Source organism: Kouleothrix sp. 19917 (genome assembly GCF_057073505.1).
Genome location: NZ_CP097099.1, coordinates 4,539,509 through 4,566,242 on the forward strand (window position 1 = coordinate 4,539,509; position 26,734 = coordinate 4,566,242).

20 protein-coding genes and 1 CRISPR repeat array are annotated in these 26,734 nt (G+C 63.9%); of the genes, 10 read left to right on the plus strand and 10 right to left on the minus strand.

The window, feature by feature from the left end; translation table 11 throughout:
- Positions 1-55 precede the first annotated feature (55 nt).
- Complete coding sequence (gene xerD / locus M1P90_RS18485) at positions 56-1,024, minus strand: site-specific tyrosine recombinase XerD (RefSeq protein WP_483696763.1); 969 nt, start codon at positions 1,022-1,024, stop codon at positions 56-58.
- A gap of 435 nt (positions 1,025-1,459) precedes the next feature.
- Between xerD and M1P90_RS18490 the strand changes: the two genes are divergently transcribed.
- Positions 1,460-3,631 carry a catalase gene (locus M1P90_RS18490; RefSeq protein WP_483696764.1) on the plus strand — a complete coding sequence of 724 codons (2,172 nt, stop codon included), beginning with the start codon at positions 1,460-1,462 and terminating at the stop codon, positions 3,629-3,631.
- A gap of 187 nt (positions 3,632-3,818) precedes the next feature.
- On the opposite strand, the gene M1P90_RS18495 is transcribed toward M1P90_RS18490, so the two are convergent.
- Complete coding sequence (locus M1P90_RS18495) at positions 3,819-4,850, minus strand: NAD(P)H-dependent amine dehydrogenase family protein (protein ID WP_483696765.1); 1,032 nt, start codon at positions 4,848-4,850, stop codon at positions 3,819-3,821.
- Between the two features lie 115 nt (positions 4,851-4,965).
- On the minus strand, positions 4,966-5,976 hold the full coding sequence (dusB, locus tag M1P90_RS18500) for a tRNA dihydrouridine synthase DusB (protein ID WP_483696766.1): 1,011 nt from the start codon (positions 5,974-5,976) through the stop codon (positions 4,966-4,968).
- Between the two features lie 225 nt (positions 5,977-6,201).
- On the opposite strand from dusB, the gene M1P90_RS18505 reads away from it, so the two are divergent.
- The 4 genes from M1P90_RS18505 (at position 6,202) to M1P90_RS18520 (ending at position 11,105) form a co-directional block, all read left to right on the plus strand.
- On the plus strand, positions 6,202-7,650 hold the full coding sequence (locus M1P90_RS18505) for an alkaline phosphatase PhoX (protein WP_483696767.1): 1,449 nt from the start codon (positions 6,202-6,204) through the stop codon (positions 7,648-7,650).
- A 232-nt stretch (positions 7,651-7,882) separates the two neighbouring features.
- Positions 7,883-8,995 carry a PLP-dependent cysteine synthase family protein gene (locus tag M1P90_RS18510; RefSeq protein ID WP_483696768.1) on the plus strand — a complete coding sequence of 371 codons (1,113 nt, stop codon included), beginning with the start codon at positions 7,883-7,885 and terminating at the stop codon, positions 8,993-8,995.
- A gap of 444 nt (positions 8,996-9,439) precedes the next feature.
- Entirely contained in the window at positions 9,440-10,561 is a 1,122-nt protein-coding gene (locus tag M1P90_RS18515; RefSeq protein WP_483696769.1) for an ISAs1 family transposase, read from the plus strand.
- 10 nt (positions 10,562-10,571) lie between these two features.
- Positions 10,572-11,105, plus strand: a complete 534-nt coding sequence (locus M1P90_RS18520; protein WP_483696770.1) for a hypothetical protein — start codon at positions 10,572-10,574, stop codon at positions 11,103-11,105.
- A 70-nt stretch (positions 11,106-11,175) separates the two neighbouring features.
- Here M1P90_RS18520 and M1P90_RS18525 read toward each other — a convergent pair whose 3' ends face one another.
- The 5 genes from M1P90_RS18525 to M1P90_RS18545 all read right to left on the minus strand — a co-directional run bounded on the left by M1P90_RS18525 (position 11,176) and on the right by M1P90_RS18545 (position 19,538).
- Positions 11,176-11,571, minus strand: coding sequence for a hypothetical protein (locus tag M1P90_RS18525; RefSeq protein ID WP_483696771.1), 396 nt, complete (start codon positions 11,569-11,571; stop codon positions 11,176-11,178).
- A gap of 278 nt (positions 11,572-11,849) precedes the next feature.
- Complete coding sequence (locus M1P90_RS18530) at positions 11,850-12,353, minus strand: hypothetical protein (RefSeq protein ID WP_483696772.1); 504 nt, start codon at positions 12,351-12,353, stop codon at positions 11,850-11,852.
- Between the two features lie 1,735 nt (positions 12,354-14,088).
- Positions 14,089-14,423: direct repeats of the CRISPR family, unit length 37 nt; unit sequence GTCACAGTCCCCCTGCGAGGATTGGCCCCTTCGTTAC.
- 83 nt (positions 14,424-14,506) lie between these two features.
- Positions 14,507-17,086, minus strand: a complete 2,580-nt coding sequence (locus M1P90_RS18535) for a penicillin acylase family protein (protein WP_483696773.1) — start codon at positions 17,084-17,086, stop codon at positions 14,507-14,509.
- Positions 17,087-17,197: 111 nt separating this feature from the next.
- Positions 17,198-18,253 carry a radical SAM protein gene (locus tag M1P90_RS18540; RefSeq protein WP_483696774.1) on the minus strand — a complete coding sequence of 352 codons (1,056 nt, stop codon included), beginning with the start codon at positions 18,251-18,253 and terminating at the stop codon, positions 17,198-17,200.
- Positions 18,254-18,773: 520 nt separating this feature from the next.
- Positions 18,774-19,538 carry an inositol monophosphatase family protein gene (locus tag M1P90_RS18545; protein WP_483696775.1) on the minus strand — a complete coding sequence of 255 codons (765 nt, stop codon included), beginning with the start codon at positions 19,536-19,538 and terminating at the stop codon, positions 18,774-18,776.
- 143 nt (positions 19,539-19,681) lie between these two features.
- On the opposite strand from M1P90_RS18545, the gene M1P90_RS18550 reads away from it, so the two are divergent.
- The gene (locus tag M1P90_RS18550; RefSeq protein WP_483696776.1) at positions 19,682-20,548 is read left to right on the plus strand and encodes a hypothetical protein; all 867 of its coding nucleotides are present in this window, start codon (positions 19,682-19,684) and stop codon (positions 20,546-20,548) included.
- 115 nt (positions 20,549-20,663) lie between these two features.
- Here M1P90_RS18550 and M1P90_RS18555 read toward each other — a convergent pair whose 3' ends face one another.
- A complete protein-coding gene (locus tag M1P90_RS18555; protein WP_483696777.1) occupies positions 20,664-21,146 on the minus strand; it encodes an NYN domain-containing protein in 483 nt (160 codons plus the stop codon).
- 374 nt (positions 21,147-21,520) lie between these two features.
- Here M1P90_RS18555 and M1P90_RS18560 point away from each other — a divergent pair, with 374 nt between their 5' ends.
- The 4 genes from M1P90_RS18560 to M1P90_RS18575 all read left to right on the plus strand — a co-directional run bounded on the left by M1P90_RS18560 (position 21,521) and on the right by M1P90_RS18575 (position 25,154).
- Positions 21,521-22,618 (plus strand): ArsR/SmtB family transcription factor, encoded by a 1,098-nt coding sequence (locus M1P90_RS18560; protein ID WP_483696778.1) that lies wholly within the window; start codon positions 21,521-21,523, stop codon positions 22,616-22,618.
- Positions 22,619-22,779: 161 nt separating this feature from the next.
- Entirely contained in the window at positions 22,780-23,691 is a 912-nt protein-coding gene (locus tag M1P90_RS18565) for a helix-turn-helix domain-containing protein (RefSeq protein ID WP_483696779.1), read from the plus strand.
- A gap of 20 nt (positions 23,692-23,711) precedes the next feature.
- Positions 23,712-23,936 carry a hypothetical protein gene (locus M1P90_RS18570; protein ID WP_483696780.1) on the plus strand — a complete coding sequence of 75 codons (225 nt, stop codon included), beginning with the start codon at positions 23,712-23,714 and terminating at the stop codon, positions 23,934-23,936.
- Positions 23,937-24,077: 141 nt separating this feature from the next.
- Positions 24,078-25,154, plus strand: a complete 1,077-nt coding sequence (locus tag M1P90_RS18575; RefSeq protein WP_483696781.1) for a DUF4097 family beta strand repeat-containing protein — start codon at positions 24,078-24,080, stop codon at positions 25,152-25,154.
- Positions 25,155-25,228: 74 nt separating this feature from the next.
- Here the strand turns inward: M1P90_RS18575 and M1P90_RS18580 are convergent, their stop codons facing one another.
- The gene (locus tag M1P90_RS18580; RefSeq protein WP_483696782.1) at positions 25,229-26,524 is read right to left on the minus strand and encodes a golvesin C-terminal-like domain-containing protein; all 1,296 of its coding nucleotides are present in this window, start codon (positions 26,522-26,524) and stop codon (positions 25,229-25,231) included.
- Positions 26,525-26,734: the final 210 nt, after the last annotated feature.

A 26,734-nucleotide genomic window follows, 5' to 3' on the forward strand; every position in this document is an offset into this window, starting at 1 on the left:
GATTATAGCATGCCATGCAAGAGGAAGACTACCCCCTGCACCCTGGGGAAAATTCCTACTCCTCGGCCACAACTTCGTCTGCTTCATCCAGGTCTGCGACACTTTCCGCCCCGTTGCTATGCGGTTCGGCGTGTGTGTCGGCCCCAGCAACGGCGCGGCGCGTCTGGCCGTCGCCATTATTCAGCTGCGTGTAGATCTGCGTGGTCGAGATCGAGGCGTGCCCAAGCAGCGCCTGCACCGAGCGAATGTCGGCGCCGCTGTTGAGCATGTGCGTGGCGAACGAGTGCCGCAGCGTGTGTGGCGTCAGGTCGCCAATGCCCAGGTCTTCGGCATAGCCCTTGAGGATGAGCCAGAAGCCCTGGCGCGTCAGGCGCTTGCCGCGATGGTTCAGGAACAGCGCGTCGGTCTTCTGGGCCGCGCCGCGCGCGAGCTGCGTGCGGGCGATGTCGAGGTACTCTTCCAGCGCGGTCGTCGTCGAGCCGCTAATCGGCAGGATGCGCTCGCGCCCGCCCTTGCCAACGCAGCGCACGCTTTCCGACTCCATGTTCAGGTCGCGCAGGTTCAGCGCCACCAGCTCGCTCACGCGCATGCCCGTGGCATACAGCAATTCGAGCATGCCCTTGTCGCGCAGGCGCTCGGGCGTGGGCTCGCGCAGCGGCAGCTCCAGCAGCTCATCGACCTGGGTGGGCGTGAGCGACTTGGGCAGGTAGCGGTCGACCTTGGGCGAGTCGATCTGCTCGGTCGGGTCGGCGGCGATGATGTTCTCGTTTTTCAGAAAGCCATAGAACGATTTCACGGCTGCGGTGCGGCGCGCCACGGTTGAGTTGGCGTAGCGGCGCTCGCGCAGGAACAGGAGAAATGCCAGGATATCGCCGTGCGACACCGACACCCAGTCGGGCACCTGGCGCTCGCGAATAAACTCGCCAAACTGCTCGAGATCGGTGCGATACGCTGCGGTAGTATTTGCCGACAGGCCCCGTTTTTCAGCCAGGTTTGAAAGAAATAGTTCGACTTGCTCGTCCATACCTACTCCATAACGCGGGCGGACCGCGTCGCCGACCGCACGGATGGTAGCACGCAAATGCTGGTCGCACAGATGCCAAACGGCCCCATGCAGCCAGGGGCTATAGATGATGTGTTGCGTAACTTAGGGAAATGCTCGTAGTTTGTCGTGGTGACCCGTAAACCGTTGGCGTATGTTACCGCAAGCCTTGCGCTATGTCAACCGAATCGGCGGCGTTTTTGCGGCTGGCGCGGCCGTTCGATTCGCCCGACACCTCAGGCAATAGCTGCGTTCCCGCAAGCCCATGATACGCATTGTAACATCAATTCGTTTGCCATTCCAAAGGCATGCGTGCCTCACCGCACTCGATACATCACCTGCCGAAGGAATACGCCCTGCTCACATGCAACGGCGCGTGGGAAACGCGCCCGCGAAGAGAAGAGAACGGAGAGGATCATGGCAAAGAATAGCAATGGCAATGGCCAAAATAAAGATCACGACCTGGCCCGCGCTACCACCGAAGCGGCCAGCTACCTGACCGACAACCAGGGCCACCCGGTTGGCGACGACCAGAACTCGCTGCGGGCCGGGCCACGCGGCCCAACGCTGCTGGAAGACTATATTCTGCGCGAGAAGCTCCAGCACTTCGACCACGAGCGCATCCCCGAGCGGGTGGTGCATGCGCGTGGCGCGGCGGCGCATGGCTACTTCCAGGTCTACGAATCGCTGGCCGAGTACACCACCGCCAACGTGCTGCAAGACCCATCCAAGAAAACGCCGGTCTTTGTGCGCTTCTCCACCGTCGCCGGCTCGCGCGGCTCGGCCGACACCGCCCGCGACGTGCGCGGCTTCGCGGTGAAAATGTACACCGAAGATGGCAACTGGGACATTGTGGGCAACAACATCCCGGTCTTTTTCATTCAGGACGCGATCAAATTCCCCGACCTGATCCACGCCGTCAAGCCCGAGCCGCATAACGAAATCCCGCAGGCGGCCAGCGCCCACGACACCTTCTACGATTTCATCTCGCTCACACCCGAGTCGATGCATATGCTCATGTGGGTGATGAGCGACCGCGCCATTCCGCGCAGCTTCGCCACGATGGACGGCTTTGGCGTGCACACGTTTCGCCTGATCAACGCGCAGGGCAAATCACACTTCGTGAAATTCCACTGGAAGGCCGTGCTGGGCGCGCACTCGCTGGTGTGGGACGAAGCCGTGAAGATCGCCGGCCAGGATGCCGACTTCCATCGCCGCGCCATGTGGGAATCGATTGAGCAGGGCAACCCGTTCGAGTGGGAACTGGGCATCCAGCTCATCCCCGAGGGCGAAGAAGGCAAGTACGACTTCGACGTGCTCGACGCGACCAAGCTCTGGCCGGAAGATCTCATCCCGGTCAAGATCGTCGGCAAGATGACGCTCGACCGCAACCCCGACAACTACTTTGCCGAAACCGAGCAGGTTGCGTTTATGACCACCAATATCGTGCCGGGCATCGACTTCACCGACGACCCGCTCCTGCAGGGGCGCAATTTCTCCTACCTCGACACGCAGCTGAGCCGGCTGGGCAGCCCGAATTTCTCCGAGCTGCCGATCAACCGCCCGGTGGCGCAGGTTTCGAACAACCAGCGCGACGCGCATATGCGCTACACAATCAACAAGGGCCGCGTGTCCTACGCGCCCGCCACGCTCGACGGCCACTCGCCCGACGAAACGACCTCGGCGCGCGGCTTTCACAGCTACCCGCAGGATGTGAGCGGCCAGAAGGTGCGCGTGCGCAGCGAGAGCTTTGGCGACCACTACGGCCAGGCGCGCTTGTTCTGGAACAGCATGGCCCCGGTGGAAAAAGAACATATCGTCAAGGCGCTGCAGTTCGAGCTGAGCAAGGTCGAAACCCGCGACATCCGCGTGCGCATGCTCGGGCATCTCGCGCAGATCAACGAGGTGCTGGCCGCGCAGGTGGGTTTGGCGCTGGGCGAGAACGTGCAGACCAGTGCGAAAACCGCCAAGCCCAATGGCACCGCCGACTCGGCGGATGAGATCGCGGCGCTGGCGAACGCAAGCTCGCCCACCAGCGCGTCGGGCGGCGTGCAGCGCACGGGCGGCCTGAGCCTGGAAGCGGGCCAGCCGCAAACCGCCACGGGCCGCAAGGTCGCCATCCTGGCTGCGCCGGGTGTGGCTGCCGCGCAGGTGAAAGCCATGCAGGACGCGCTCAAGGCCGCGGGCGCAATGGGCGAGGTGGTTGGCCCCTACCTGGGCGCGCTTGGCGACTCGGGCGTGGAAGCGGCCAAGACCTTCGCCAACAGCAGCTCGGTGCTGTTCGACGCGGTGTATGTGCCGGGCGGCGCGGAGGGCGTGGCAATGCTGCAAAAGCAGGCCGACGCGCGCAAGTTCATCGACGAGGCCTACAAGCACGGTAAGGCAATTGCCGCCTCAGCCGAGGGCGCCGACCTGGTGATGGCGACCGAGCTGGGACGTTTTGCGCAGGGCAATGGCGGCGCGGGCGGCTTGGCCGAGCAGGGCGTGCTGCTGGGCAAGGACGGCGCGGCGCTCGCCAAACAGTTTGTCGCCGCGATTGCGCAGCACCGCTTCCGCAACCGCACCTACGCCGAGATGGTGGCGGCGTAGAGCGTTTCGAATGATTTTATCCACAGATTACGCAGATTACACAGCTATATGAGGGCGCAGAACTACGCACTACGCACTCTTTATGGTAGTGCGTAGTGCGTAACCGTAAAGCTAAACTCGGCTAATCTGTGAAATCTGTGGATATATAAAAGGGTGCTTCTGCATTGCGCGGAAACACCCTTTCGCTTTACCCGCGCTCGCGGGCGCGCAGCGGCTCGGCGCGCGGGCGGAAATGCGGCGTCGGCAGATCCAGCACCGTCATCAGGCCCGGCGCGGCGGCCAGCACCTGCGGAATGGCGTGCACGATCAGCGCGGCGGTGGCATGCTCGCCGTGCAATCCCCCCTGAATGAGCACATCCAGCGGCGGCGTCGCATCAATATAGATCGCGTCGTGGGCCTTGCGCGAGCCAACCGCCTGCTCCCACGTCAGCGAGATCACGTCGCGCCCGTGCATCCAGCCGCGCGCATTCTGGCGCACACCGGCCACCTGCCCCGGCGCAATCGTGCCGTAGGGCGTCGTCAGCCACTCGCTGGCAAGAATCGGGTCGATCTGCTCGGTGATGCGGTAGAGCTGCCACCCCAGCCCATCGGCAATCAGCCCAATCGACTCGGGCAGGCCAACGTGGCGCACATCGCCGCGCGCCACATGCTCGCGAAACTGGTCGAGCGACAGGCCCGCGCCAATGCGCTGGTGCACGCCCACCCGGCGCTTGGTCGCGTCGATCACGCGCGTGACGCTGATGCGCTTGACGTTCACGCACGGCGCGGTCAGCATCAGCGGCAGCAGGTCCATCACAAAGCCGGGGTTGACGCCCGCGCCCACTACGGTTGCGCCCGCCTGTGTTGCGGCGCGGTGCAGCTCCTGGGCGGCGGCTGGCTCTTTGCCAAAGGGGTAAACCAGCTCTTCGCAGGTGGAAATGACATTGGCGCGGGCGTTCAGGCAGGCCCGCAGCTGGGGGTAGACGTTGTGGAAGCGCGGGCCGGTGGCGTGAATAACCAGATGCGGCTGGGCATGGCGCAGCGCCTCGTTTGCATCACCCGAGACAGCCACGCCAAGCGGCTCGCCCAGCCCGATCACGTCGCCCAGGTCGCGGCCAATCTTCTGCGGGTCGTGGTCGATGCCGCCCACCAGCTCAAGGCCGCGCTGCGTGGCGGTCAGCAGCGCCACCGCGCTGCCAATCGCGCCAAGGCCATAATGAAGCACACGAATCGCTTCCATCACCTACCTCCCATTCCGCATGTGCAAGGTGACGGGCGGGCAGCGACACGATGCCGGTACGCGCCTGGGTATAACGATCGCGCGCCACTGAGCGATCGGGCCATTGTCCGCCGGTTCAGACGGCGACAAGCTCCAGATACGGTGCGAAGAAGCGCTCGATATGCTCGCGCGCTTCGTCGGGTGTTGCCGAGCGCTGCACCGCCGAGCGCAAAACCGCGCTGCCGGGAAGCGCCACCGAAAACTGCCCGATCAGCTGTTTCAGCTTGTTCAGCGCCAGCCGCTCGCCCATGTCTTCCTGGCAGATCGCCAGGTAGCGCAGCAGCCAGGCACGCTTGTCGGCGGGGCTGGGCTCGAAGGGCAGCTCGCCGCGCCGCACCTGCGCAATCTGCTGGAAGATCCACGGGTTGCTCATTGCGCCGCGCCCGATCATCACGCCGTCCGCGCCGCTGGCGCGCAGCTTGGCCAGCGCCTCGGCTGGCTCGCGCGCGTCGCCATTGCCAATGACGGGAATGCCCACCACCTGCTTCACTTCGGCAATATGGTCCCAGTTCGCCAGCCCGCTGTAGGCCTGCGCGCGCGTGCGGGCGTGCAGCGCCAGCGCGGCCACGCCAACCGACTCGGCCATGCGCGCCGTGTCGAGGTAGTTCAGGCTGGTTTCGTCCCAGCCCGAGCGGAACTTCAGCGTCACCGGGATCTGCACCGCCGCCTTCACGGCGCGCAGCAGCCGCTCCATCTTCGGCAGGTCGCGCAGCAGCGCCGAGCCATGCCCGCCGCCCGTGACCTTGGGCGAGGGACAGCCGCAGTTGATGTCGAGAATATCGGCGCCAAGCTGCTCGACCATGCGGGCGGCGTTGGCCACCAGCTCGGGCTCGTTGCCGCTGAGCTGCATGGTGATCGGCCGCTCTTCGGGCAGAAAATCGAGCTGGTGATGATGCTTGATCGCGCGCGCGCTGACGCTGGCGGCGTTGGTCATCTCGCTGCTCACCAGGCCGCAGCCGCCCTGCCCGAGGATCATGCGCCGGAACACGCTGTCCGTCACGCCCACCATTGGCGCGAGCGTGATATTCGGCTGAATAAGAATATGCCCAACCATGTAACTGGTGGGCAGGTCGTCATACTGATTCATTCGCCCATACCTTATGTTGACAGGCACCTATTATAGCACGCCCTGCCAGCAACGGTCGTTTGCATGGCGCAACTTCGTTCGCGATTTCGATCACAGAATTTAACATGCCGCTAACTTGCCATTGATGTGCGGCGGCTAGTCTTGATACATCCACATTGCCTGAGGCATGGCTGCGATGCGTGCCCATGCCGGGCCGCCAACCACCACTGAAGGAGGAGTTTGCCCATGATTCGCCTGCCAAAATCGCTGGCATCAACTGCCGCTGCTGCGCTGGCCGCGCTGGCAATCGGCACGGCTGGCGCGGCCAGTGTCGGTGGCCCAGTCGGGCCAAGCACCAGCACCACGCCCTATGTTGTGCCAACCGAGCCCGGCGTCGCCACCAAATCGATCCTGACCGTCGGCGACTCGGTCAACGCCAAGCCCGACGGCACGCCCTACCGCATGGTCGGCATCCCCGACGGCCTGGGCGCGTTCGACAATGGCGACGGCACCTTCACCGTGCTGATGCACCACGAGCTTGGCAACACCGCCGGCGTTGTGCGCGCGCACGGCGCTGCCGGCTCGTTCGTTTCGAAATGGACGATTCGCAAGCGAGACCTGACGGTGCTGCACGGCGAAGACCTCATCCAGCAAATCGCAACCTGGAGCACCGCCAGCAGCAGCTACAACGCCCCGGCCAAGGGCATCGCGCTGAACCGCCTGTGCTCGGCCGACCTGCCCGCGAAATCGGCATTTTATGACGATGGGCGCGGCTACAACGGGCGCATCTTCATGGATGGCGAGGAAGCGGGGGCCGAGGGCCGCGCCTTCGCCCACCTGATGAACGGCACCAGCTACGAGCTGCCGCGCCTGGGCAAGTTCAGCCGCGAGAACTCGCTGGCGAACCCCGAAAGCGGCGACAAGACCGTGGTCGTCGGCACCGACGACAGCAACGGCGGCCAGATCTACATCTATGTCGGCACGAAAAGCAACAGCGGCAGCCCGATCGAGCGCGCGGGCCTGACGAATGGCTCGCTGTTTGGCCTGGCCGTAAGCGGCTTCCCTGCCGAAAACGCCGCCAGCGGCATCCCCTCGGGCACGGCGTTTACGCTTGCCAGCCTGGGCAATGTCGAAAACAAAACTGGCGCGCAGCTTGAAAGCATGAGCGTCGCTGCCGGCGTAACGGCCTTCCAGCGCCCTGAAGATGGCGCGTGGGACCCCAAGCACCCGAACGACTTCTACTTCGTCACCACCGCCAGCTTCACCGGCAACAGCCGCCTGTGGCGCCTGCGCTTCGTGGATGCTGAGCAGCCCGAGCGTGGCGGCACCATCGCCATGCTGCTCGACGGCAGCGAAGGCCAGAAGATGATGGACAACCTGACCATCAGCGAGCGCGGCCAGATCATTATTCAGGAAGACCCGGGCGGCAACGACTACCTGGCGAAGCTGCGGCGCTACAGCATCAGGAACGACACGCTGGCCGAGATCGCGCAGCACGACCCCGCGCGCTTTCTGCCGGGCGCGCCAAACTTCCTGACCATCGACGAAGAGTCCTCGGGTGTGATCGACGCGTCGGGCATCCTGGGCGAGGGCTGGTACCTGTTCGACGTGCAGGCGCACTACAGCGCCGGCGACGCCGAGCTGGTGGAAGGCGGCCAGCTGCTGGCGCTGCACATCCCGCCCGGCCGCCAGTAAGAGCTGCTTCGACCAGCAGCTTTTGGAGTTACCAATAACCACCAAGACACGAAGACACCAAGATTTAGCAGGTACTCGAAATAAAGATTCTTGGTGCCTTGGTGCCTTGGTGGTTTATGCAAACACTCCCCAACTGGAGCGGGCGCAAGTATGCGCCCGCTCCGGCTTGCCAAAAGCCGCCCCCGGCAGTACCATAGCGTCACATCCACATGCTGCGCCGGGAGGCACCGCTATGCCCGACCCATGGCTCCGTGATGCGATTGCGGCAATCAACGCCGACTTCACGCGCTCGGCCGACACGCACCTCGTGCCGGTGCCGCTGCATGCGCTGCCGCAGATCAAGCTCTACATCAAAGACGAATCGACCCATGTGACTGGCAGCCTGAAGCACCGCCTGGCGCGCTCGCTCTTCCTGTACGCGCTCTGCAACGGCTGGATCACGCGCGACACGCCGGTGATCGAGGCGTCGTCCGGCAGCACCGCCATCTCCGAGGCCTACTATGCGCGCCTGCTGGGCCTGCGCTTTATTGCGGTGGTGGCGCGCAGCACCTCGCCCGAGAAGCTGCGCCGCATCACGCAATACGGCGGCGAGTGCGTGCTGGTGGACGACCCGCGCCAGGATCGCGCGCACGCCCGCGCGCTGGCCGCCGAGCTGGGCGGGCATTTCATGGATCAGTTTACGTTTGCCGAGCGCGCCACCGACTGGCGTGGCAACAATAATATTGCCGAGTCGGTGTTCAAGCAGCTCGCCGACGAAGCGCACCCCTGCCCGCGCTGGATCGTGTGTGGCGCGGGCACCGGTGGCACCGCCGCGACGTTTGGGCGCTACATCCGCTACCGCAGCTACACCACCGAGGTCTGCGTGGTCGATCCCGAGCGCTCGGTCTTTTACGAATATTTTCGCACCGGCGAAGCTGGCGCAAGCCCGCCCGGTGGCTCGGGCGTCGAAGGCATTGGCCGCCCGCAGGTCGAGCCCTCATTCATGCCCGAGCTGGTCGATCATATGATTCGCGTGCCAAATGTGGCTTCTTACGCGGCGATTCATGTGCTGGAATCGCTGGTGGGCCGGCGCTACGGCGGCTCGACCGGCACGATCTTCTTTGGCGCGTGCTGCCTGATTGCCGACATGGCCGCGCGCGGCGAGGCGGGCGCGCTGGTGATGCTGGGCTGCGACGCGGGCGAGCTGTATCGCGACACCTACTATAATGCGGAATGGCTGCGCCAGCAGGGCATCGACATCGAACCTGCCTGCGAGCAGATGCGCGCCTTGCTGAAGCACGGCGTGTGGACGCCCGGCCCGGTTGAGCGTGCCGACGCAATGGCACGCAAGTTGCCTGCCGTGTAGCAGAAGTATTTTCTTTCTTTGTTTCGTATAGTTTTCGAACTTTACCGTTCGGTGGGGGTGTGGGGGCGGCGAAGCCGCCCCCACAAAGAACCCTTTTCTGGCACTGCCAGAGCCGTAGCTCTGGCAGTGCCAGAAAAGTATATTCTTTTAAGGAGGCACAGCTATGGCGCTTGACCGACTTCAGGAAATGTTGGGCGGCAGCCCGCAGCAGCAGCAAGATGCGGCCGACTTCCTGCGGCGCTACCAGGACCAGGGCCAACGCATTATGAATGAAGCATAAAACGACGTTTTGTCTGTCAAACGCTTTCAGTATGGGCGAAACAAAGCAATGTGGTTCTTTATGCTGTTTTTCGTGCACTCGTGCATCAGAGTGAGCAACTCGCCATCGCGTTTCTGATGCTATAATCACCTCTCTGAATGGTTTCCAGCAGCAGGAGGTGTGTGGTGGAATTACCGACGTCGCTTTCTCGCCATTTTGGCGATCTGCCCGACCCGCGTATCGACCGCTGTAAACACCACAAACTGATCGACATCATCTCGATTGCCATTTGCGCGGTTTTGAGCAGTGCTGATGGCTGGACCGACATCGAAGCCTATGGCCACGCCAAACACGCCTTGCTGGAGCAGTTTCTCGAGTTGCCCGCTGGCATTCCGTCGCACGACACCTTCGCCCGTGTCTTTGCGCGTCTTAATCCCACCGCGTTCCAATCCGCCTTTCTCGCCTGGGTCGACACCATTCGTGCCAAACTGCCCGGCGATGTGATTGCGATTGACGGCAAAACCGAACGTCGTACCCACGACCGTGCGATCGACCTGTCGCCACTGCATATCGTCAGCGCGTTCTCGGCGGCCAATCACCTGGTTCTCGGTCAGGTTCGCGTGAACAGCAAATCGAATGAGATCACCGCCATCCCGCTGCTGCTCTCGCTGCTCGACATCAACGATTGCATCGTGACGATTGATGCGATGGGCTGCCAGGTGGCGATTGCCGAACAGATTGTGGCGCAGGGTGGTGACTATGTGCTGGCGTGTAAAGACAACCAGCCGCAACTGGCGCGCGACATTGCACGCATCTTTGCCGAGCCGATTGAAGAGGAACACCTGGATCGATGCATCATCACAATGGAAGGTCACGGACGGAGCGAACGGCGCGAATATCGCAGCTGTGACCAAGTGGAGAGCATCGTCGACCGCGCGCGCTGGTCGCAGTTGCGCTCGGTTGTAAGGGTGCATTCGACGCGCACGTGTGATGGTGTGACGAGCGAGGAGACACATTCGTACATATCAAGTTTGCCGCTGGGAGCCGAGCGGGTTGCAGACGCCATTCGGCAGCATTGGGGGATCGAAAACCGGCTGCATTGGGTGCTGGATGTGGTGTTTGCCGCCGATGACAGCCGCGCGCGAATTGGTCACTCAGCGCATAATCTGGCAATTATTCGGCACTTGGTGTTGAACCTGCTGCGCGAGGAAACGACGTTGAAGGCGAGTGTACGTCAGAAGCGGCTGCGTGCGACTTGGGACGATGCCTATGCGATGAAAGTGCTTCAGGTTGAGCCACGTCTGTAGAACATTTGTAATGCGTTGGCCCTGCTACCAGGACGACCCGGGCAGCATTTCCGACGCCGAGGCGGCCCGCCGCTACCGCGAGATGATGCGCAATGCCCCTGCCGACATGGCCGCCGACGCGCACAGTTCCGCGCTCGACCAGCTTTCGGCCGAAGAGCGCGCCAAGCTCGCCGATCAGTACAAGCAGGCGCACAACGACCCGAACAGCCCCTTCGACGGCTACCAGCACGACGACCCCTCGCAGGCCGCCGACCCGAGCAACATTGGGCGCATGGCCCACCAGGCCGAGCAGCAGGACCCCGACCTGTTCGACAAGATTTTCGGCCAGGGCTCGCCGCTGGGCAGCACACTGGGCAAGCTGGCGATGGCTGGCGTGGCCGCGTACATGGCCAGCCGCGTGCTGGGCGGGCAGAATCAGCAGGGCGGCGGCTTCCCGGCCGGCGGCGGGCTGGGCGGCCTGTTCGGCGGCGCGGGCAGCAATGCCCCCACGCCCGCGCCCCAGGCCGAGCCGGGCCTGCATGTCAAGGGCAGCAAGCGCGGCTAGAAGCGGCGCGAGAAAACAGCAAAGGGCGCGGCAAGCGTTTGCCGCGCCCTTCTGCATGCCTAATTGTTGCCTAGCCCAGCAAATCCTCGAAAAACACATTCGCTGCTGTGGCCGTCAGGAAAAACAGCGTCAGGCTGGCGATGCTGATCAGCAGCCACACAAGCCGCTCGGCGCGCGAAAGCGGCAGCCGCGCATTGGAAGCGGCAAACGCCAGGCCCACCGCCGCAGGCAGCGCCAGAAACGCCATTGCCAGCGCGCTCCAGCCGCCCGCCTGCGAGCCCAGGCCTTCGCCAATGGTATCGGCCCCTCCGTCGGCGCGCGGCCCGTCGGCGCTGGCCGCCACCGACACGCCGATACGATGCGTTTGCAGGGGAATAACCACATTTGCGAGGTAGAAGGCGGTGATCGCAATCACCAGCACGCTCATGGCGAGCAACGGAAGACGCGAGTTGAATGCAGTGCTCATATCGACCTCCTGTGCAGAAACGCTCCCATGCATTATACCGCCCAGGTTCGCCAACAGACCTAACAATTTGCTTATGTCTACGGCAGGAGTCACGAGTCAGGAGTCAGGAGTCAGCATAGTACTCTGGCAAGAAAGTTCGTGTATACAACGGGCAAGCTTCCAGGAAGCTACTCTGGCTACCAGATTGAAGGAAAACTGGCTTGAGCTTCCTGAAAGCTGAGTACAGGGAAATTTATTTTCCAGCGTAATGGTGGCTCTCCGCATACATCAGAAGCACGCTACACCGCGCCTGCAGGTGACCGCGCCGAACGCTCCACACGCTCGCTCAGCAGCACGGTCGGGAATGTGCCGGCGCGTGGGGAGTCTTCGGCGCTGCCGCTGCGGTACTGCACCTGCACGGCCCACACCAGGCGCGTGCGCACGCCATCGCGATCGACCAGCGCGCCCTGCTGGACTGCTGCCACAATTGCCCCTACGTTCCAGCCAGTGTCCTGCAAGTAGGCAAGCAGCGCCAGGGTGCGGGTTTTGGCGCGCTGCAATGCCACGCCTTCCAGCACATAGCGGTAGCGCACGCTGGTAAGCTCGCCGCGCGAGTAATCTTCGGCCTGCAAGGTTAGCGGGCCACGATACACCTGGTGCGCGCGGGACTCGCCGCCCTGCACCGGCACCCACGCGGCGCTCAGGATGCCCTCGGCGCTGTCCGGCCAGCGCGCGCCCGATGCATCCGGGCGATCCAGTGTTACGACAGCATCGAGCTGGATCGAAAAAGCAATCTGCTCCACTCTCGCTCCTTTCGCGGCCCGAGGCAGCGCTGCCTCCGTGGCACGCTCAGTTCATTCTCGGCACTATAGCACATGGGCGTGCTGCTTGCGCAGGCTGCTTTTACCTGCGGAGCAGTGGCTTGTTTGGCTTGGGCCGCAGGGCTTGCCTGTCGGCAGGGCTTTGTTCTCACAGTGAAGCGCAGTGCCAGTTTCAAGCCAGCTTGCTCGGGCCGCAGGGCCGCTGTTTTTATCTGTGGGCCAGTGCCAGTTTCAAGCCAGCTTGCTCAGGTCGCAAGCAGTGCCAGTTTCAAGCCAGCTTGCTCGGGCCGCAGGGCCGCTGTTTTTATCTGTGGGCCAGTGCCAGTTTCAAGCCAGCTTGCTCAGGCCGCAAGGCCGCTGGGGTTCCCACCCCAGCACCCCGGTCGGGGCTATCGCCCCGAACCCCAAATTTGATGTAGTCGGCATCTTCAGCGTTTGTCTGTCATGCCTCCGTTGTGCCAAAAAGCTGGCAACGAACGATGAAAGTATCGTTGTGTATGAAAGCATTCAAGCTGACGCGCACTCTATTGCCGCGCAGCCCTCGCACAAAAGCACAAACAGTCGTTCACGGGTGCTCTGCGCTTACTCCCGAGTGCTCTGCGCTTACTCCCGAGCGCCTTGCGCTTACTCATGAGTGCTCTGCACTTACTCCCGAGCGCCTTGCACTTACTCATGAGTGCTCTGCACTTACTCCCGAGTGCTCGTCAGTTACTCATGAGTACTTGGCGCTTGTTCATGAGCGCTTGGCAGTCGTTCCGAAGTGGTCTGCGGCCAGCCGCAGAGGTTATGAGTTTGTTCGCAGAGGTCGAATAGTCATTTGGAGGAGTCATGCGGTTGTTCGTGAAGCTTGCATGCTTGCTCGCAGGGTTCGAATGCTCATTCGAGAGGGTCATGTGGCCGTCTGGAAGGCGTGCCGCGTCGTGTGCAGAGTTTCTCCGTTCAGCCGCGAGGCTCACATGGTTAGCCATAGTGGTCACAAGGTCGTTCGCAGGGGTTGAATGCAGTTCCCACGCTGCACGCGGGGCACTTGCGCCGCAGCCATAGTTCCCAAAGATTGCCCACCACGGGCGAACACGCAGGTTCGCCCTGACATTCTTTTCCCAAAATTCGTGCGGGTCACCCTGTCCGCGCTGACCGTGCGCGCCGACCTATGTGTGAGTGCGTCAGCGCACACCCCTGCGAGGATTGGCCAGCACGGGCGAACACACAGGTTCGCCCTGACATTCTTTTCCCACGAATTCGTGCGCGTCCCTGTCCGCGCTGACCGTGCGCGCCGACCTATGTGTGAGTGCGTCAGCGCGTGCCCCTGCGAGAATTGGCTACCACGGGCGAACACGCAGGTTCGCCCTGACATTCTTTTCCCAAAATTCGTGCGGGTCACCCTGTCCGCGCTGACCGTGCGCGCCGACCTATGTGTGAGCGCGTCAGCGCGTGCCCCTGCGAGGATTGGCCACCACGGGCGAACACGCAGGTTCGCCCTGACATTCTTTTCCCACGAATTCGTGCGCGTCCCTGTCCGCGCTGACCTACGTGTCAGCGCGAACCCCTGCGAGGATTGGCCACCACGGGCGAACACGCAGGTTCGCCCTGACATTCTTTTCCCACGAATTCGTGCGCGTCCCTGTCCGCGCTGACCTACGTGTCAGCGCGAACCCCTGCGAGGATTGGCCCCTTCGTTACCTGATCGCGCAAAACGACCCGAGCATCGCCGCAGGAGGTCACAGTCCCCCTGCGAGGATTGGCCCCTTCGTTACGGATGCGTTCACCTGGGGAATTAAGGCTAAGGCTGGTGTCACAGTCCCCCTGCGAGGATTGGCCCCTTCGTTACCTGGCCATTCTAATCTATTCGACGGGAAGCTGTCGCTACGTCACAGTCCCCCTGCGAGGATTGGCCCCTTCGTTACCTGATCGCGCAAAACGACCCGAGCATCGCCGCAGGAGGTCACAGTCCCCCTGCGAGGATTGGCCCCTTCGTTACGGATGCGTTCACCTGGGGAATTAAGGCTAAGGCTGGTGTCACAGTCCCCCTGCGAGGATTGGCCCCTTCGTTACGGAGCAGCCATGGTCTGTGCTGCCCCCATAAACACTACAAGCAACATCATCCATTCCCCAACTCCCATCCCCCATCCCCTCCGTCATGGCGTCAGCGTCAGCTGGTCTGCAGCAGCCGCATCGACGCTACTTTGCGCAAAGCGCATGGGCAGGTACTCCACCCGCTGCCAGCGCGCGATCAGGTCGGCGTAGTGGCCGCTGAGCACATAGCCCGACTGCCCAACCGTGTGCATGAAGCGCGACGAATCGAGCGCGCTCAGGTCGATGATCTCGCGATAGGACGGCACGTGCGTCTGGTTATACACATTGCCCTGCGCGATCGGCGCAACATCGACGGTGAAGCCATCGCCGCCATTCGGCACGCTGCGGCTGAAGACCGGCTTGAGCGCGCCCACGCCGTCGAAGACGTTGTGCGGGAACAAGGTGTGGTGGGCGGCATCCCAGCGCCAGCGCGTCATGTCATCGCTGCCCTGCACCTGCGCCATGCGCGCCAGCCCGTCGTCGAGCGCGCGGGCAAGCTGCGTGGGGCAATCTTCCTTCGCCGGGGTTGTCACGTCGTCGCACCAGGGGTCGTTGGCGTTTTGCAGCAGCGTGGGCAGAATAATCGCGTGGTAGTTGCGCTCGTCGGAATAATCGTCCCAGATTTCGCCGCCAACTTCATCCTGGAAGACGCGCGCCGGCACTTCCTGATACCAGGCCTGGAACACCGCCGCCGCCGCGCTATCGCCGCTGGTGGTGCCATCCCAGTCGCGCAGCAGCGCCAGCGCCTGCTTCTGCCGGTCGTTTGCGGGCGGCGTGGCGAGCATGGCGGGCAGCACCGCGCGCGCCAGCGCCGAGCGTTGGTCGGCCTGCATGGCCGCGATGTCGTCGGGGGCGAGCCTGGGCTTGGCTTCGATCAGCTCGACAATCCGTTGGGCGCGGTAGGGCGCGGCCCAGTCACTGCTGATCAGATACGGGTAGCTGTCGTCCACCACTTTATTATTCGCGGTGGCGATGTAGCCTTGCGGCGGGTTGAAGGCGTGCGGCAGCTCGGCAAACGGCACATAGCCAGTCCAGTCGTTTGCGCCCGTCCAGCCCTCGGCGGGCGCGCGGCCATCGCCGCCGGCGCGGATGGGCAGCTTGCCCGGCGCGTAGTAGCCGATATTGCCATCCACGTCGGCGTACACGAAATTCTGCATGGGCGCGCCATACACCTGCAACGCGCCAGTGAACTCATCCCAGCTCTGCGCCATGTCGATGTTCAGGAATGCCTCAAAGGTGCGATCCTCGGGGTCGAGCGCGGTCCAGCGGAAGGCCAGCGGCTGGCCGGTGCCGTCGATCACATCCGAGATCAGCGGGCCATGGCGCGACACGCGCACCTGCAGGGTGACGTCGGGCTGGCCTTTGACTTTGATCGTCTCGGGGATGATCTGCAGCGGTTCCCACGCGCCTTTATACTCGGCCTGATTCTGGTCGTTGACATGCTCGACGAACAGATCCTGCACATCCGGCCCGGTGTTCGTCACGCCCCAGGCGATGCGCTGGTTGTGGCCGATCACGATGCCGGGCACGCCGGGCAAGGTCGCGCCAATTGCGTCGAGCTTGCCGCCGGTGATGTGCGCGAGATACCAGATCGAGGGGATGCGCGCGCCGAGGTGCGGGTCGTTCGCCAGCAGCGGCTTGCCCGTGGTGGTGCGCGCCCCGCCGATCACCCAGTTGTTGCTGCCCACCATCGTGCCGCCCAGGTCGAGTTCGTTTTTCAGGGTGCGGTTGATGGCCAAGAGGGGGGAAGCATTCGCGGCGGCGTTCGCAAGCACTGTGCTTGTTGTGGCGAATGCTTCCCCCTTACGAGGCGAGGATCCCTCGGCGGCGTTCGCAAGCACTGTGCTTGTTGTGGCGAATGCTTCCCCCTTACCAGGCGAGGATTCCGCGGCGGCGTTCGCAAGCACTGTGCTTGTTGTGGCGAATGCTTCACCCTTACGAGGCGAGGATAGTGGATTGCTTGCACTCCCCCCCGGCAGGATCAGCGGGCCGTCGGCGGTGTAGGCGGGCATGAGCGCGGCGGCCTTTTCGGGGCCAAGCTTGGTGGCAAGGTGGGCGAACATCAGCTCGTTGCTCCAGTTGCCGCCCAGATCCCACGACATCATCTTGCTCCAGGCCAGCACGTCTTCCGGCCGCCAGGGCTCGGGGGTGATGCCGAGGATGGTGAACTCGACGGGCAGCTCGCGGCCGCTGTGTGTGCTCACAAAGGCGTTCACGCCCGCCACATAGGCCTCAATCAGCGTGCGCGCCTCGGGGCTCATGCTGGCCCAGGCGGTTTTGGCGGCGCGTGCCACGCCCAGCGTGCGCAGGAACTTGTCGGTGTCGAGCTGCGAGGGGCCGGCGAACTCGGACAGGCGGGCGTTGCCGATGCGGCGCTGGAATTCCATCTGCCACAGGCGATCCTGCGCGTGCACATAGCCCAGGCCGAACAAGGCGTCGGTTTCGCTTTGCGCGCGAATATGCGGCACGGCGTCGGAGTCGCGCACGATCTCAACCGGCGCGCTCAGCCCCTGCACCTTGATGCTGCCCGTGGTTTGCGGCAACGCGCCGCGCAGCCACAGGTAGCCCCCGCCGCCGACGAGGAGCAGCAGCACCACCAGCACAACCAGCACCCAGCGCAGAATTCGCAGCAGCAACCGCATTGTCGCCCCCTCTGTGGTCAGGAGTCAGGAGTCAGAAGACAGGATTCAGGAAGAAAGAGCATCGGCAGATTTCGCAGATTGCACAGATGAAACGCTCTGCGCTCTTACGCTTTATGTCGTTCGGCCAAGAATGTCGCGCAGCGTTGCGTAGAGTGGGCTTTCGCGCAACTGCGCCTCGGTGGCGTCGCCGCGATACACGCGATTCGCCAGGTCGCGGTTGAGGCGGGCCATATGCACGCGCCCCTGCACGGCATCGCGGAAGGCGGTGTGCTTGAGCAGCAGCGCGGCTTCGTTCTGCGGGCGCAGCTTGCCAGCGTAGAGCGAATAGGGCGCGCGCACCGGCAGGTTGAGCGTGTCGCAGCGCGCCAGCAGCTCGCGGTCGCGGTTAGCGCGGTAGCTGGCGTCGGGCAGCGGCTGCGTGCCATACAGGTCGCGGTAGTAGCTCGGCGGGTAGCTGCCAATGCGCGCCAGCATCTCGCCAATGCGCGCGCGATGGCGCTCGCTCGGGATGTTCAGAAAATCCCACACCACGAAATCCGCGCCGGCATCGCGCACGGAATGGAGCGTCGTGCTGAGCATGTAGTCGGTGTCGGTGACGTAGGGAATGACCGGCAGGTAGGCCACGCCCACCGGGATGCCGGCGCGCTTCAGCTCGGCAATCGCGTCCAGGCGCAGCGCGGGCGCGGGGGCTTTGTCTTCGAGCTTGGCCGAAAGATAGGGATCGGTCGTCAGCAGCGTGAACATGACAATCGCCAGGCTCTGCTTGTTGATCCGCTCCAGCAGCACCAGATCTTCAAGGATTGTGTGACTCTTGGTCAGGATCAAACAGGGCTGACCCCGGTCGGCCATGCGCTGGAGCAACTGCCGCGTCAGGCGGTAGCTCGCCTCGGCAGGCTGGTAGGGGTCGGTCAGCGCGGTGATGCCAATCAGGTCGCCGCGATCGACGTTTTCCAGCTCTTTCTCGGCCAGCAGCGGCAGGTCGGTATCGATCCGCACCGTCTCGTTGAATGGGCGCAGCCGCGCGGCCCAGCCATCGCAGTACGGGCAGCCGAACTCACAGCCGTCGTACACGGCCATGCTGTAGGAAGAAAGAAAATATTCGTTGATCGTTGGGCGCCGCTCGCCAAGCGCTGGCCCTTCGATCTGATCTTCGAGGTAATAGGCCATGGGAACATTCCGCTAGGTGAGAACCGGGAACCGACAGTATGCAGTTGGCAGTTGGCAGTTGGCAGTTTTGAGTGTTGAGTGTTGAGTTTCAGTAACTTGCAACCACACAAGGGTTTAGGGTCTGGGGTTTTGGGATTGGGCCTCAACCTTATACACCTTTGCGACCTCTGCGCCCTTTGCGGTTCATTTATCTGGTCGGCAGTTTTGAATGTTGAGTGTTGAGTTTCAGTAACTTGCAACCGCGTGAGGGTCTAGGGTCTGGGGTTTTGGCATTGGGCCTCAACCTTATACACCTTTGCGACCTCTGCGCCCTTTGCGGTTCATTTATCTGGTCGGCAGTTTTGAATGTTGAGTGTTGAGTGTTGAGTTTCAGGTAACTTGCAAACCTGCGAACTTGCAACCTCAAAATCGCAAACTCTCCGTGCCTCCGTGGTGAACTATTCCGTTCGTCCTTCGCCTGCCCTGAGCTTGTCGAAGGGTCGGTCGCCCCAATCGTAAATCGTCAATCGGCAATCGAAAATCACTCGCCGCCCAGCACGCCAATCAGCTCGTCGTGGATCAGGCCGTTCGAGGCCAGCGCGGTTTTGCTCCACAGCGACCACGCGCCGCCCTGGGTGTCGGTCAGGCGGCCACCGGCCTCGCGCACAATCAGCGCCGCCGCGCCAGTGTCCCACGGCTTCAGCCCGATCTCCCAGTGCGCGTCGAGCCGGCCCATCGCCACGTAGCAAAGGTCGAGCGCGGCGGCACCGGCGCGGCGCACGCCCTGGCAGCGCGCCTGCACGCGCGCAAAATCGGCCAGGTTGTTGTCCGCGCGCGAGCCGAAGTCGTAGGGGAAACCGGTCGAGGCCAGCGCGCCCGCCAGCGTCGCCACCCGCGACACGCGAATTGGCTGGTCGTTGCATGTCGCGCCCGCGCCCGCCTCGGCGGCGAACATCTCGTCGCGCAGCGGGTCGTAGATCACGCCCAGGCGCGGCTGGTCGTCTTCCCACAGCGCGATCGACACCGCAAAGTAGGGGAAGCCGTGCGCGTAGTTATTTGTGCCGTCCACCGGGTCGATCAGCCATGTGGGCCGGTCGATGCCCATCGCGCCGCCGCTTTCTTCGGCCAGAATTGCGTGGCCGGGAAAATGCTGGTGGATCGCCTGGACAATCAGCGCCTCGCTGGCGTGGTCGACATCCGTCACCAGCTCGTAGGGGCTTTTCAGGTCGATGCTGCGCTCCTGGCGCAGCCCGTCGCGGAGCAGAGCGCCAGCGCGGCGCGCAATATCGAGTGCAATTTCTCGCATGGTAGTCGCATTCGGCAGCGTGGAACTGCGGCCGCGCGCGCAACGTCCTTCCTGTGTACAATGCACACTGGCGGGGCGCAGCGCCCGCACCAGACATTTAGGAACAATAGCCGGACGCGCGCTATTGTAACAGGGAGTTTCCGATGCGTAAAATATTCTTGCCGCTGCTGCTGGGCGCATTTGCGCTGGCCGCGTGCGGCACGCCAGCCACGGGTGGCACGGCCAGCACGCCAGCAGCGAGCACCCAGCCCACCGCGAACACGCCGCCCACGGCCGCGCCCGAGCCTACCGGCGCGCCAACCGATGCGCCCGCAGCCGCGCCAACCGATGCCCCGACCATCCCGCCCGCGCCAACCCACACGCCCGCGCCCAGCGCCGCGCCGGGTGGCCCGAAGCCGGGAGTTGGCGCAGGCGGCACCTCGGTGCGCCCGCCCGACACGCTAATCCAGGCCGCGCAGCAGCAGCTCGCCGCCTTTCTCAAACGCCCGTTGAACGAAGTTGTGCTGCAAAGCGCCAACAAGCAGGAATGGCCCGACGGCTCGCTGGGCTGTCCGGTGGAAGGCATGCTCTACCCACAGGTCGTTACGGACGGCTTTTTGCTCGTTTTCACCACCGATAGCCAGGCGCAGCAGTACGAAGTGCACACGGGAATGACGCCCGCGCAGATGCTTCTGTGCGCGAACGGCAAAGCCACCACCATTTCCGCCGCCAGCAACGCCGAGCCGGGCGCGGCCAACCCGCCCGCGCTTGATGCGCAGGGGCAGGCCATGCTGGCGCTGGCGCGCGCCACGCTGGCAAAGGATCTTGGTGTGCATGAAACGGCGGTTCAGGTGCTGAGTGGCGAGCCGGTGGAGTGGAACGACAGCTCGCTTGGCTGCCCGACGCCCGACCAGATGGCGCTACAAGTCGTCACGCCGGGCTATCGCTTTGTGCTGCAGTCGGGCGGGCAGAGCTACGAGCTGCACACCGACGCGGGCAAGCGCGTGGTGCGCTGCGACGCGCTGAAGTAAAACATCAGGCCACAGAGAACACAGAACGCACTACGGACTACGCACTATACTGCCAAGTGCGTAGTCCGTAGTGCGTAAGCCTATATGATATCTGGTGGTGCGCAGCCGCCCGTTGCTATTTCTTGGGGCGCTTGCGGAAGAACTCAAGCCATTCTTCGACCTCGGCCTCGCTCAGGGGCTTTTCGCGCTTTTCCTCGGCAGTAGGGGCGGCCGGGCGCTGCTGGCCGGCCTGAAGCTGCTGGGCAAACTCGCGCGAGCCAATCACGCGCACGCCCCGGTCGTTTGCCTCGCGAATGATCGCCCGGTCGGAAGTGACCAGCGTCCAGTCGCGCGGGCGCTTTAATGCGCGCAGCCGCTTGATCAGCTCGGCGTCGGCATCCTGCGGCGAGCGCGCAAAGTGGCATGTAATGCCGTAGCCATTCAGCTGCTGCGGGTGCCCGTACACCCCCCGGTCGAACACCACCACCACCTGCCGCCCGCGCTTGGCCGTGCTATAACGCCGCAGCAGCATCACCAGCTGCGCCTCGTCGTCGGCGTCGGCCAGGCTCAGCCCCGGCACCTGCCCAATCAAATTATGTCCATCGACCAACAGCGGCATTGTTTCGTCCCCGGCGCAAACGCGCCCACCCGGCATTATACCGTACCCTGCTGCGCTTTTTCCATTACGCAACACTGCCCTGAATCAGATGCAAACCTTTGCGCTTTCAGCGCAGGGGATAGGGGTTAGGGAATAGGGTTTGGCGATTGCGATTTTTATGCTAAGAAACACGAAAACACCAGGACATCAAGAGCCGCGAAACACTCTTGGTGCCTTGGTGTCTTGGTAGTGAAATTTCTGGCACTCGTTTTTGAAATGTATCGAATGTAAAACGTTTGCCCAACCTATTGACAGGTGACATCGCGCTTGCTATACTCTATCTAAATTATTCACTTAAGTGAGTAATTTAGATAATTGCATTAGACGAGAAACCAATGCCAGCGACACTCACCGCCGACCTGATGCGGCGCAGCTCCGAGGCCAAGCTCAGCCTCGGCATCGAACCCGCGCCAAATATCTTAACCAGCATGCAATTCATCAACTCGGTCGAGGCGCTTTCGGGCCTGGGCGAGTGGGTGACGCGCACGGCCGCGCAGCTCACGCGCGCGCAGCTGCACCGCAACCGGCTGGTGTTCGATGGCATCTACTACGCGGTGCAGCCGGTGCAGCGCTGGCCGAGCTTCACGACCTATCTCGATAATCTGGGAAGCATCGATCCCGCCATTCTGCGCGACCGGCTGCTGGCCCAGATCGCCTGCCCGCTTACGCCCAGCAACCCCGAGCGGCGCGTACTGATCTCGCATGCCGAATTGCTCTCAAGTGCAGAGACCTACCTGAATTTCGTGCGGGCGCACTTCGAAACGATTGACGAAACGATTGAGCGTGAAGCGCACGCCCTGCTGTGCGACCCGCCCGCACTCCAGCGCGTTGCGACCGGCCATATCCGCGAGCTGTGGGACAGCAGCATGGCCGCCGAGTGGGAGCGCGTGCTGCCGATGCTGCACGAGTCGGTCGCGGCCTTTGAGCGGCTCGACCTGGCGGGCAAGAGCAGCAGCGAAGTGGTGCGGCTGGTGACTGGGCAGGAACCCGACGAAAAGTGGGAGCGGCTGGTGGCCGAAGCGCAGCAGATCGTGTTCGTGCCGTCGGCGCATATTGGCCCCTACCTGCGCAAATGCCTGGCGCGCCCGGTGATGTGGCTGGTGTTTGGCGCGCGCCTGCCCGACGGCGCGCCCGCCAGCGGCTCGGCGCTCAGCCGCTCCGACCTGCTGGTGCGCCTGGGCGCACTCACCGACGACACGCGCCTGCGCGTGCTGGCGCTGCTGGCCCAGCACGACGAGCTGTGCGCGCAGGACATTATGACCATGCTGGATCTTACGCAGTCGGCTACGTCGCGCCACCTGCGCCAGCTCAGCGCCACCGGCTACATCACCGAGCGGCGGCGCGAAATCGCCAAATGCTACACGCTCAACCGCGCGCGCCTGGGCGATACCTTTCGCGCCGTCGAGCAGTTTCTTGCGCAGCCAGAACCGTAGGCGCAGGGGATGGAGCATAGGAACTGGTCATTACAATGGCGAAATTTTCCCATACTGGTCATGACCAAAGACGAATGACGAACGACGAAGGCAATCTGGTCATTCAGCAACCGGAACGAATCCGACCGACCTCGGACTATCCAAGCGCACAGGAGGGAACCATGAGCACGCAAACACAGTTTGACGCCATGCCCGCATTGCAGGGCGGCATCGCCACGCTTGCCACCCGCTATCTGGACGCGCTCCAGCAGGCGCAGGCGCAGTTCAGCATCGACGGACCCAAGCTGCATATTCTGCTGAGCGCGCAATCGGCTGCGCCGCTGGGAATCAGCATTGCGCAGCAGCGCCGCCAGATGCCCTACGGCTCGGCGGCTGTGCTGCAAGGCCACTTCGATGCGCTGGCCGAAAACGGGCTGCTGCGCCTGACGGATGGGCTGTACTACCTGACCGAACGGGGAAGCGCGGCGCTTGAAGGCGGCTTCGCTGTGGTACACCAGTCGCTGGCGGGCTACACGCCCATTCCCGCCCTGGATCGCCTGCTCGCCCTCGCGCAGCGTCTGGTCGAGTCCGCGCTGGCCGCACCAGCGCCCGCCGCCAAACCCGACCTGCTGGCCAGCCGGCGCACCGATCCCGGCGCATCCGGGTCGGCGGCGGCGCGGCTCGACCAATACCTGACCGATCTGTTCTACTTCCGCGACGACGCCCACCGCGCGTCGTGGCAGGGTCTGGGCGTGGATGGCGGCGCGTGGGAAATGCTGACCGTGCTCTGGCGGGGCGAAGCCAGCACCCTGCCCGAGCTTCAGCAGCGGCTGGAGCGCCACGCCTACACACATGCCGAGTACGACCAGGGGCTGGCCGAGCTGACCGAGCGCGGCTGGCTGGCGCGCGACGGCGAACGCTACCACCTCACGCCAGCCGGGCAGGCCGTGCGCGACAGGAGCGAAACCACCACCAACCAGCTGTTCTACGCACCCTGGGCCGCGCTCAGCGCCGACGAAACCGCCGAATTTCTTGCGCTGCTTGAGCAGCTACGCGATGCCGCACCACCTTCTTCACACCAAACCGCTGGATAGCACCCGGAAAGGAGCACCCCATGATCACCTGGCTCGATGAAACCGTCGCCCGCGCGCGCTATGCCGATATGCAGGCCAGCGAACGCCAGCGCGCGCTCGTTCGCGCCGCCGCCAGCTATCGCCCGGCTGCGCCACACTTCTACAACCCGGCGCTGGCGTGGCTTGGCCGGCGCATGGCCAGCTGGGGCAGCAGCATCGAAGCGCGCTACACACCCGCCGCACTCGGGCCGTGCGAAGGCTGCTAAAACCCTGGTACAAAACCTGCCACACGCTCGCTGGGGCCACCCGGCGGGCGTTTTTTTTGTGCCGCAACACCGCCCGCCCGGCAAGCGTCTTAGCAGCAGAACGATGAACCGTATGAACGCAGCCATGCGAGGGATAACGATATGACCGATCAGGAAACCTACCAGGCCCGGCCCGACGCGCCACCCGCCCCCACCATGCCGACGCTGCCTAACGAGCCCTATTACCAGAACCCGCCAGCCCCGCTGCGGCGCGGGCGCAACGCCGGCCTGGGCATTGCGCTGGTCGTCGTTGGGCTGGTGCTGCTGGCCTTTCAGGCATTTGGCCGCACGGTGCCGTTTGGCGGAACATATAAGCTGGTTGATCAGGAGCTGCCCGGCAAGCACCTTGAGCTGGTGGCCGGCAATTCCGATGTTGAAGTGCGCAGCTGGGATGGCGATACGATCAAGATCGAAGCGATTCAGCACGGCGGCGCGCGCGGCGACTATCAGGTGAATGTCGAGCAGATGGGCGATGTCATACGCATCGACGAAAGCTCCGGCAACTGGTTCTGCTTTTTCTGCTCGCGCGGCATCTCCTACCGCATCGACGTGCCAAAATCGGCGGATGCTTCGTTGCAGACCACCAGCGGCACTATTGATGTGAATGGCCTGGCCGGCGCTGTCACGCTTGCAAGCACCAGCGGCGATATTCACGCCGACGAGCTTGATGGTGGCCTGACCGTCAACACCACCAGCGGCGAAGTACGCCTGAGTTCGATCAATGGTCGCTTGCAGGTCGAGACAATCAGCGGCGATGTGCAGCTGGGCGATGGCGCCGTGGATGGGGCGACGGTGAACACGACCAGCGGCGAGATCAACCTGGACGGCGTGGGCGGCGAGCTGCAGATCGGCACCGTATCGGGCGATATCAGCGTGCGCGATGGCAATGCCTCGCAGCTTGATATTTCCACCACCAGCGGCGAAATCAGCTACGACGGCGCGTTCCGGGCCGGCAGCGACAGCAAGGTTTCGACGATTTCGGGCGATGTGGGTCTCAAGATGCCCGAAGACAGCAGCTTCTCGCTGAACGCCAGCACCGTCAGTGGCGACATCAGCAACGAGTTCGAGCTGGCCGGCGCGCAAGATGACCAGCGCAGCCTGACGGGCACGATTGGCAGCGGCGGCCCGACCCTCACGGTCGAGACGACCAGCGGCGATATTAGCCTGGACCAGCGGTAGTCGCCATTTTCCGCATAGCAAACGGCCGCGCCTGAGCGTGCTCAGGCGCGGCCTTCGTGTGTATATTGGTTGCGCTACGGCGCGATCGTGATCTGCGCGTCGTCGGCCTCGCGCCAGGGCTGCTGGTGGCCCAGCCAGTCGGTGGCGCGTGCGCGGAAGGCGTAGCTGCCCGGGCCGGGCGGCACAAACGCCGCTTCGAGCGTGGTTGCGCCGGTCTGCCAGTCGCTCCACCCGCCGTCGGGCAAGGCGCGCGCCTGCACATCGTAGGACGCCACGCCGGCCACGTCGTCGCTGCCGGCCCAGCGCACCAGCACGCTGCCGTCGGGCTGGCGCGCGGCCTCGGTCACGCGCGCATCGGGCGCGGCGGTGTCGGCGCGCGGCCGCCACTTGATCGCGTCGAAGCGCACGGCCTGGCCGTCGTCGCCGGTCACGTCGGTGAGCTCAATCGCCACCCCTGGGTCGTTCACCTGGTACACACCCAGCGACACCCAGGTGCCAGCCGCGGCGGCCTGGTTCACCGCCACCTCGTTTGTTTGGCCGTCGTGCAGCACATGGTAGCGTGCGGCTTGCGTGGCTGGCTGGCCGCAGGGCGGGATGAAGGCAAAAGCCTCGTAGAAGCCGCCGCCCGGCAGCTGCGCACCCCAGCGCGACCGATTTTCGCCCTGCGCGGCGTCGGCGGTGCCGTAGGTCCAGGCGTGCCGGCCGTTCTGGCCGCAATCCTCGCTGTACCACTTCACCGCCGCCTCGCCGCTGTAGCCAGCCGCGCCATCGTCCACCACAATCGCGTCCGGCTCGGGCGCGGCAGTGGGCGGCGGCGGTGGTGGTGGCGGCGCGCCGGCATCCTGGCCCAGCCACAGAAACGTCACATCCACCCAGTCGGCCTGGTTCATCCCCAGGTCGTCCCAGAATGCGCCGTCGGCAATATCAATACCGTTCGGCATCCGAATGCGGCGGCCAAACTCATCGCGCCCGCCGTTGTAGCCATCCTGGTAGGCGGCCTGCGCCATTGGCCGGCCAACCGGCAGGTCGCCATAGCGGCGCTGCGGTGCCCAGTAATTGTCGCGCGTGTTCCAGGGGCCAACATCCCACACAGGCAGCACCACGCTGCGGCCCCGGTATGTCACGCGCACCTGAAATTCATTTCCGCCATTGCTGGCCACTACGCTGGCCGAGGGGAGCGCCACAAAGCGATCGCGCGGGCGAATGCGGTGGCCGTTGGCGGTACGGTGGCCCACCAGCCCTTCGCGCGTGGCAAAAACGGTGTAGGTTGGCGCAGTCGGCGGCTCTTCCGCGCGCGCAGGAACGGCCGGCAGCGCCAGAACAGCGCCCAGCAGCACCAGCGACGCCGCAGCCAAGAGGCGTCGATTCACACAGGTTTCCTTTCACGAAGCCAATACAAAAGTGCGCCGCCAGCGAACACACCGCTGGGCGCAGACGCGATCGGCCGGGGAAAGTTGCGGGTAGGGGGAAATACGCCGGAGAAAAAGGCATCCCGCTGGGGAATGCCACCGGAGAAGCCGATGCGGGCAGGAAAACGAATTGTTCGGGCGCGCGCACGCAGGCTGGCCGGCACCCACTCA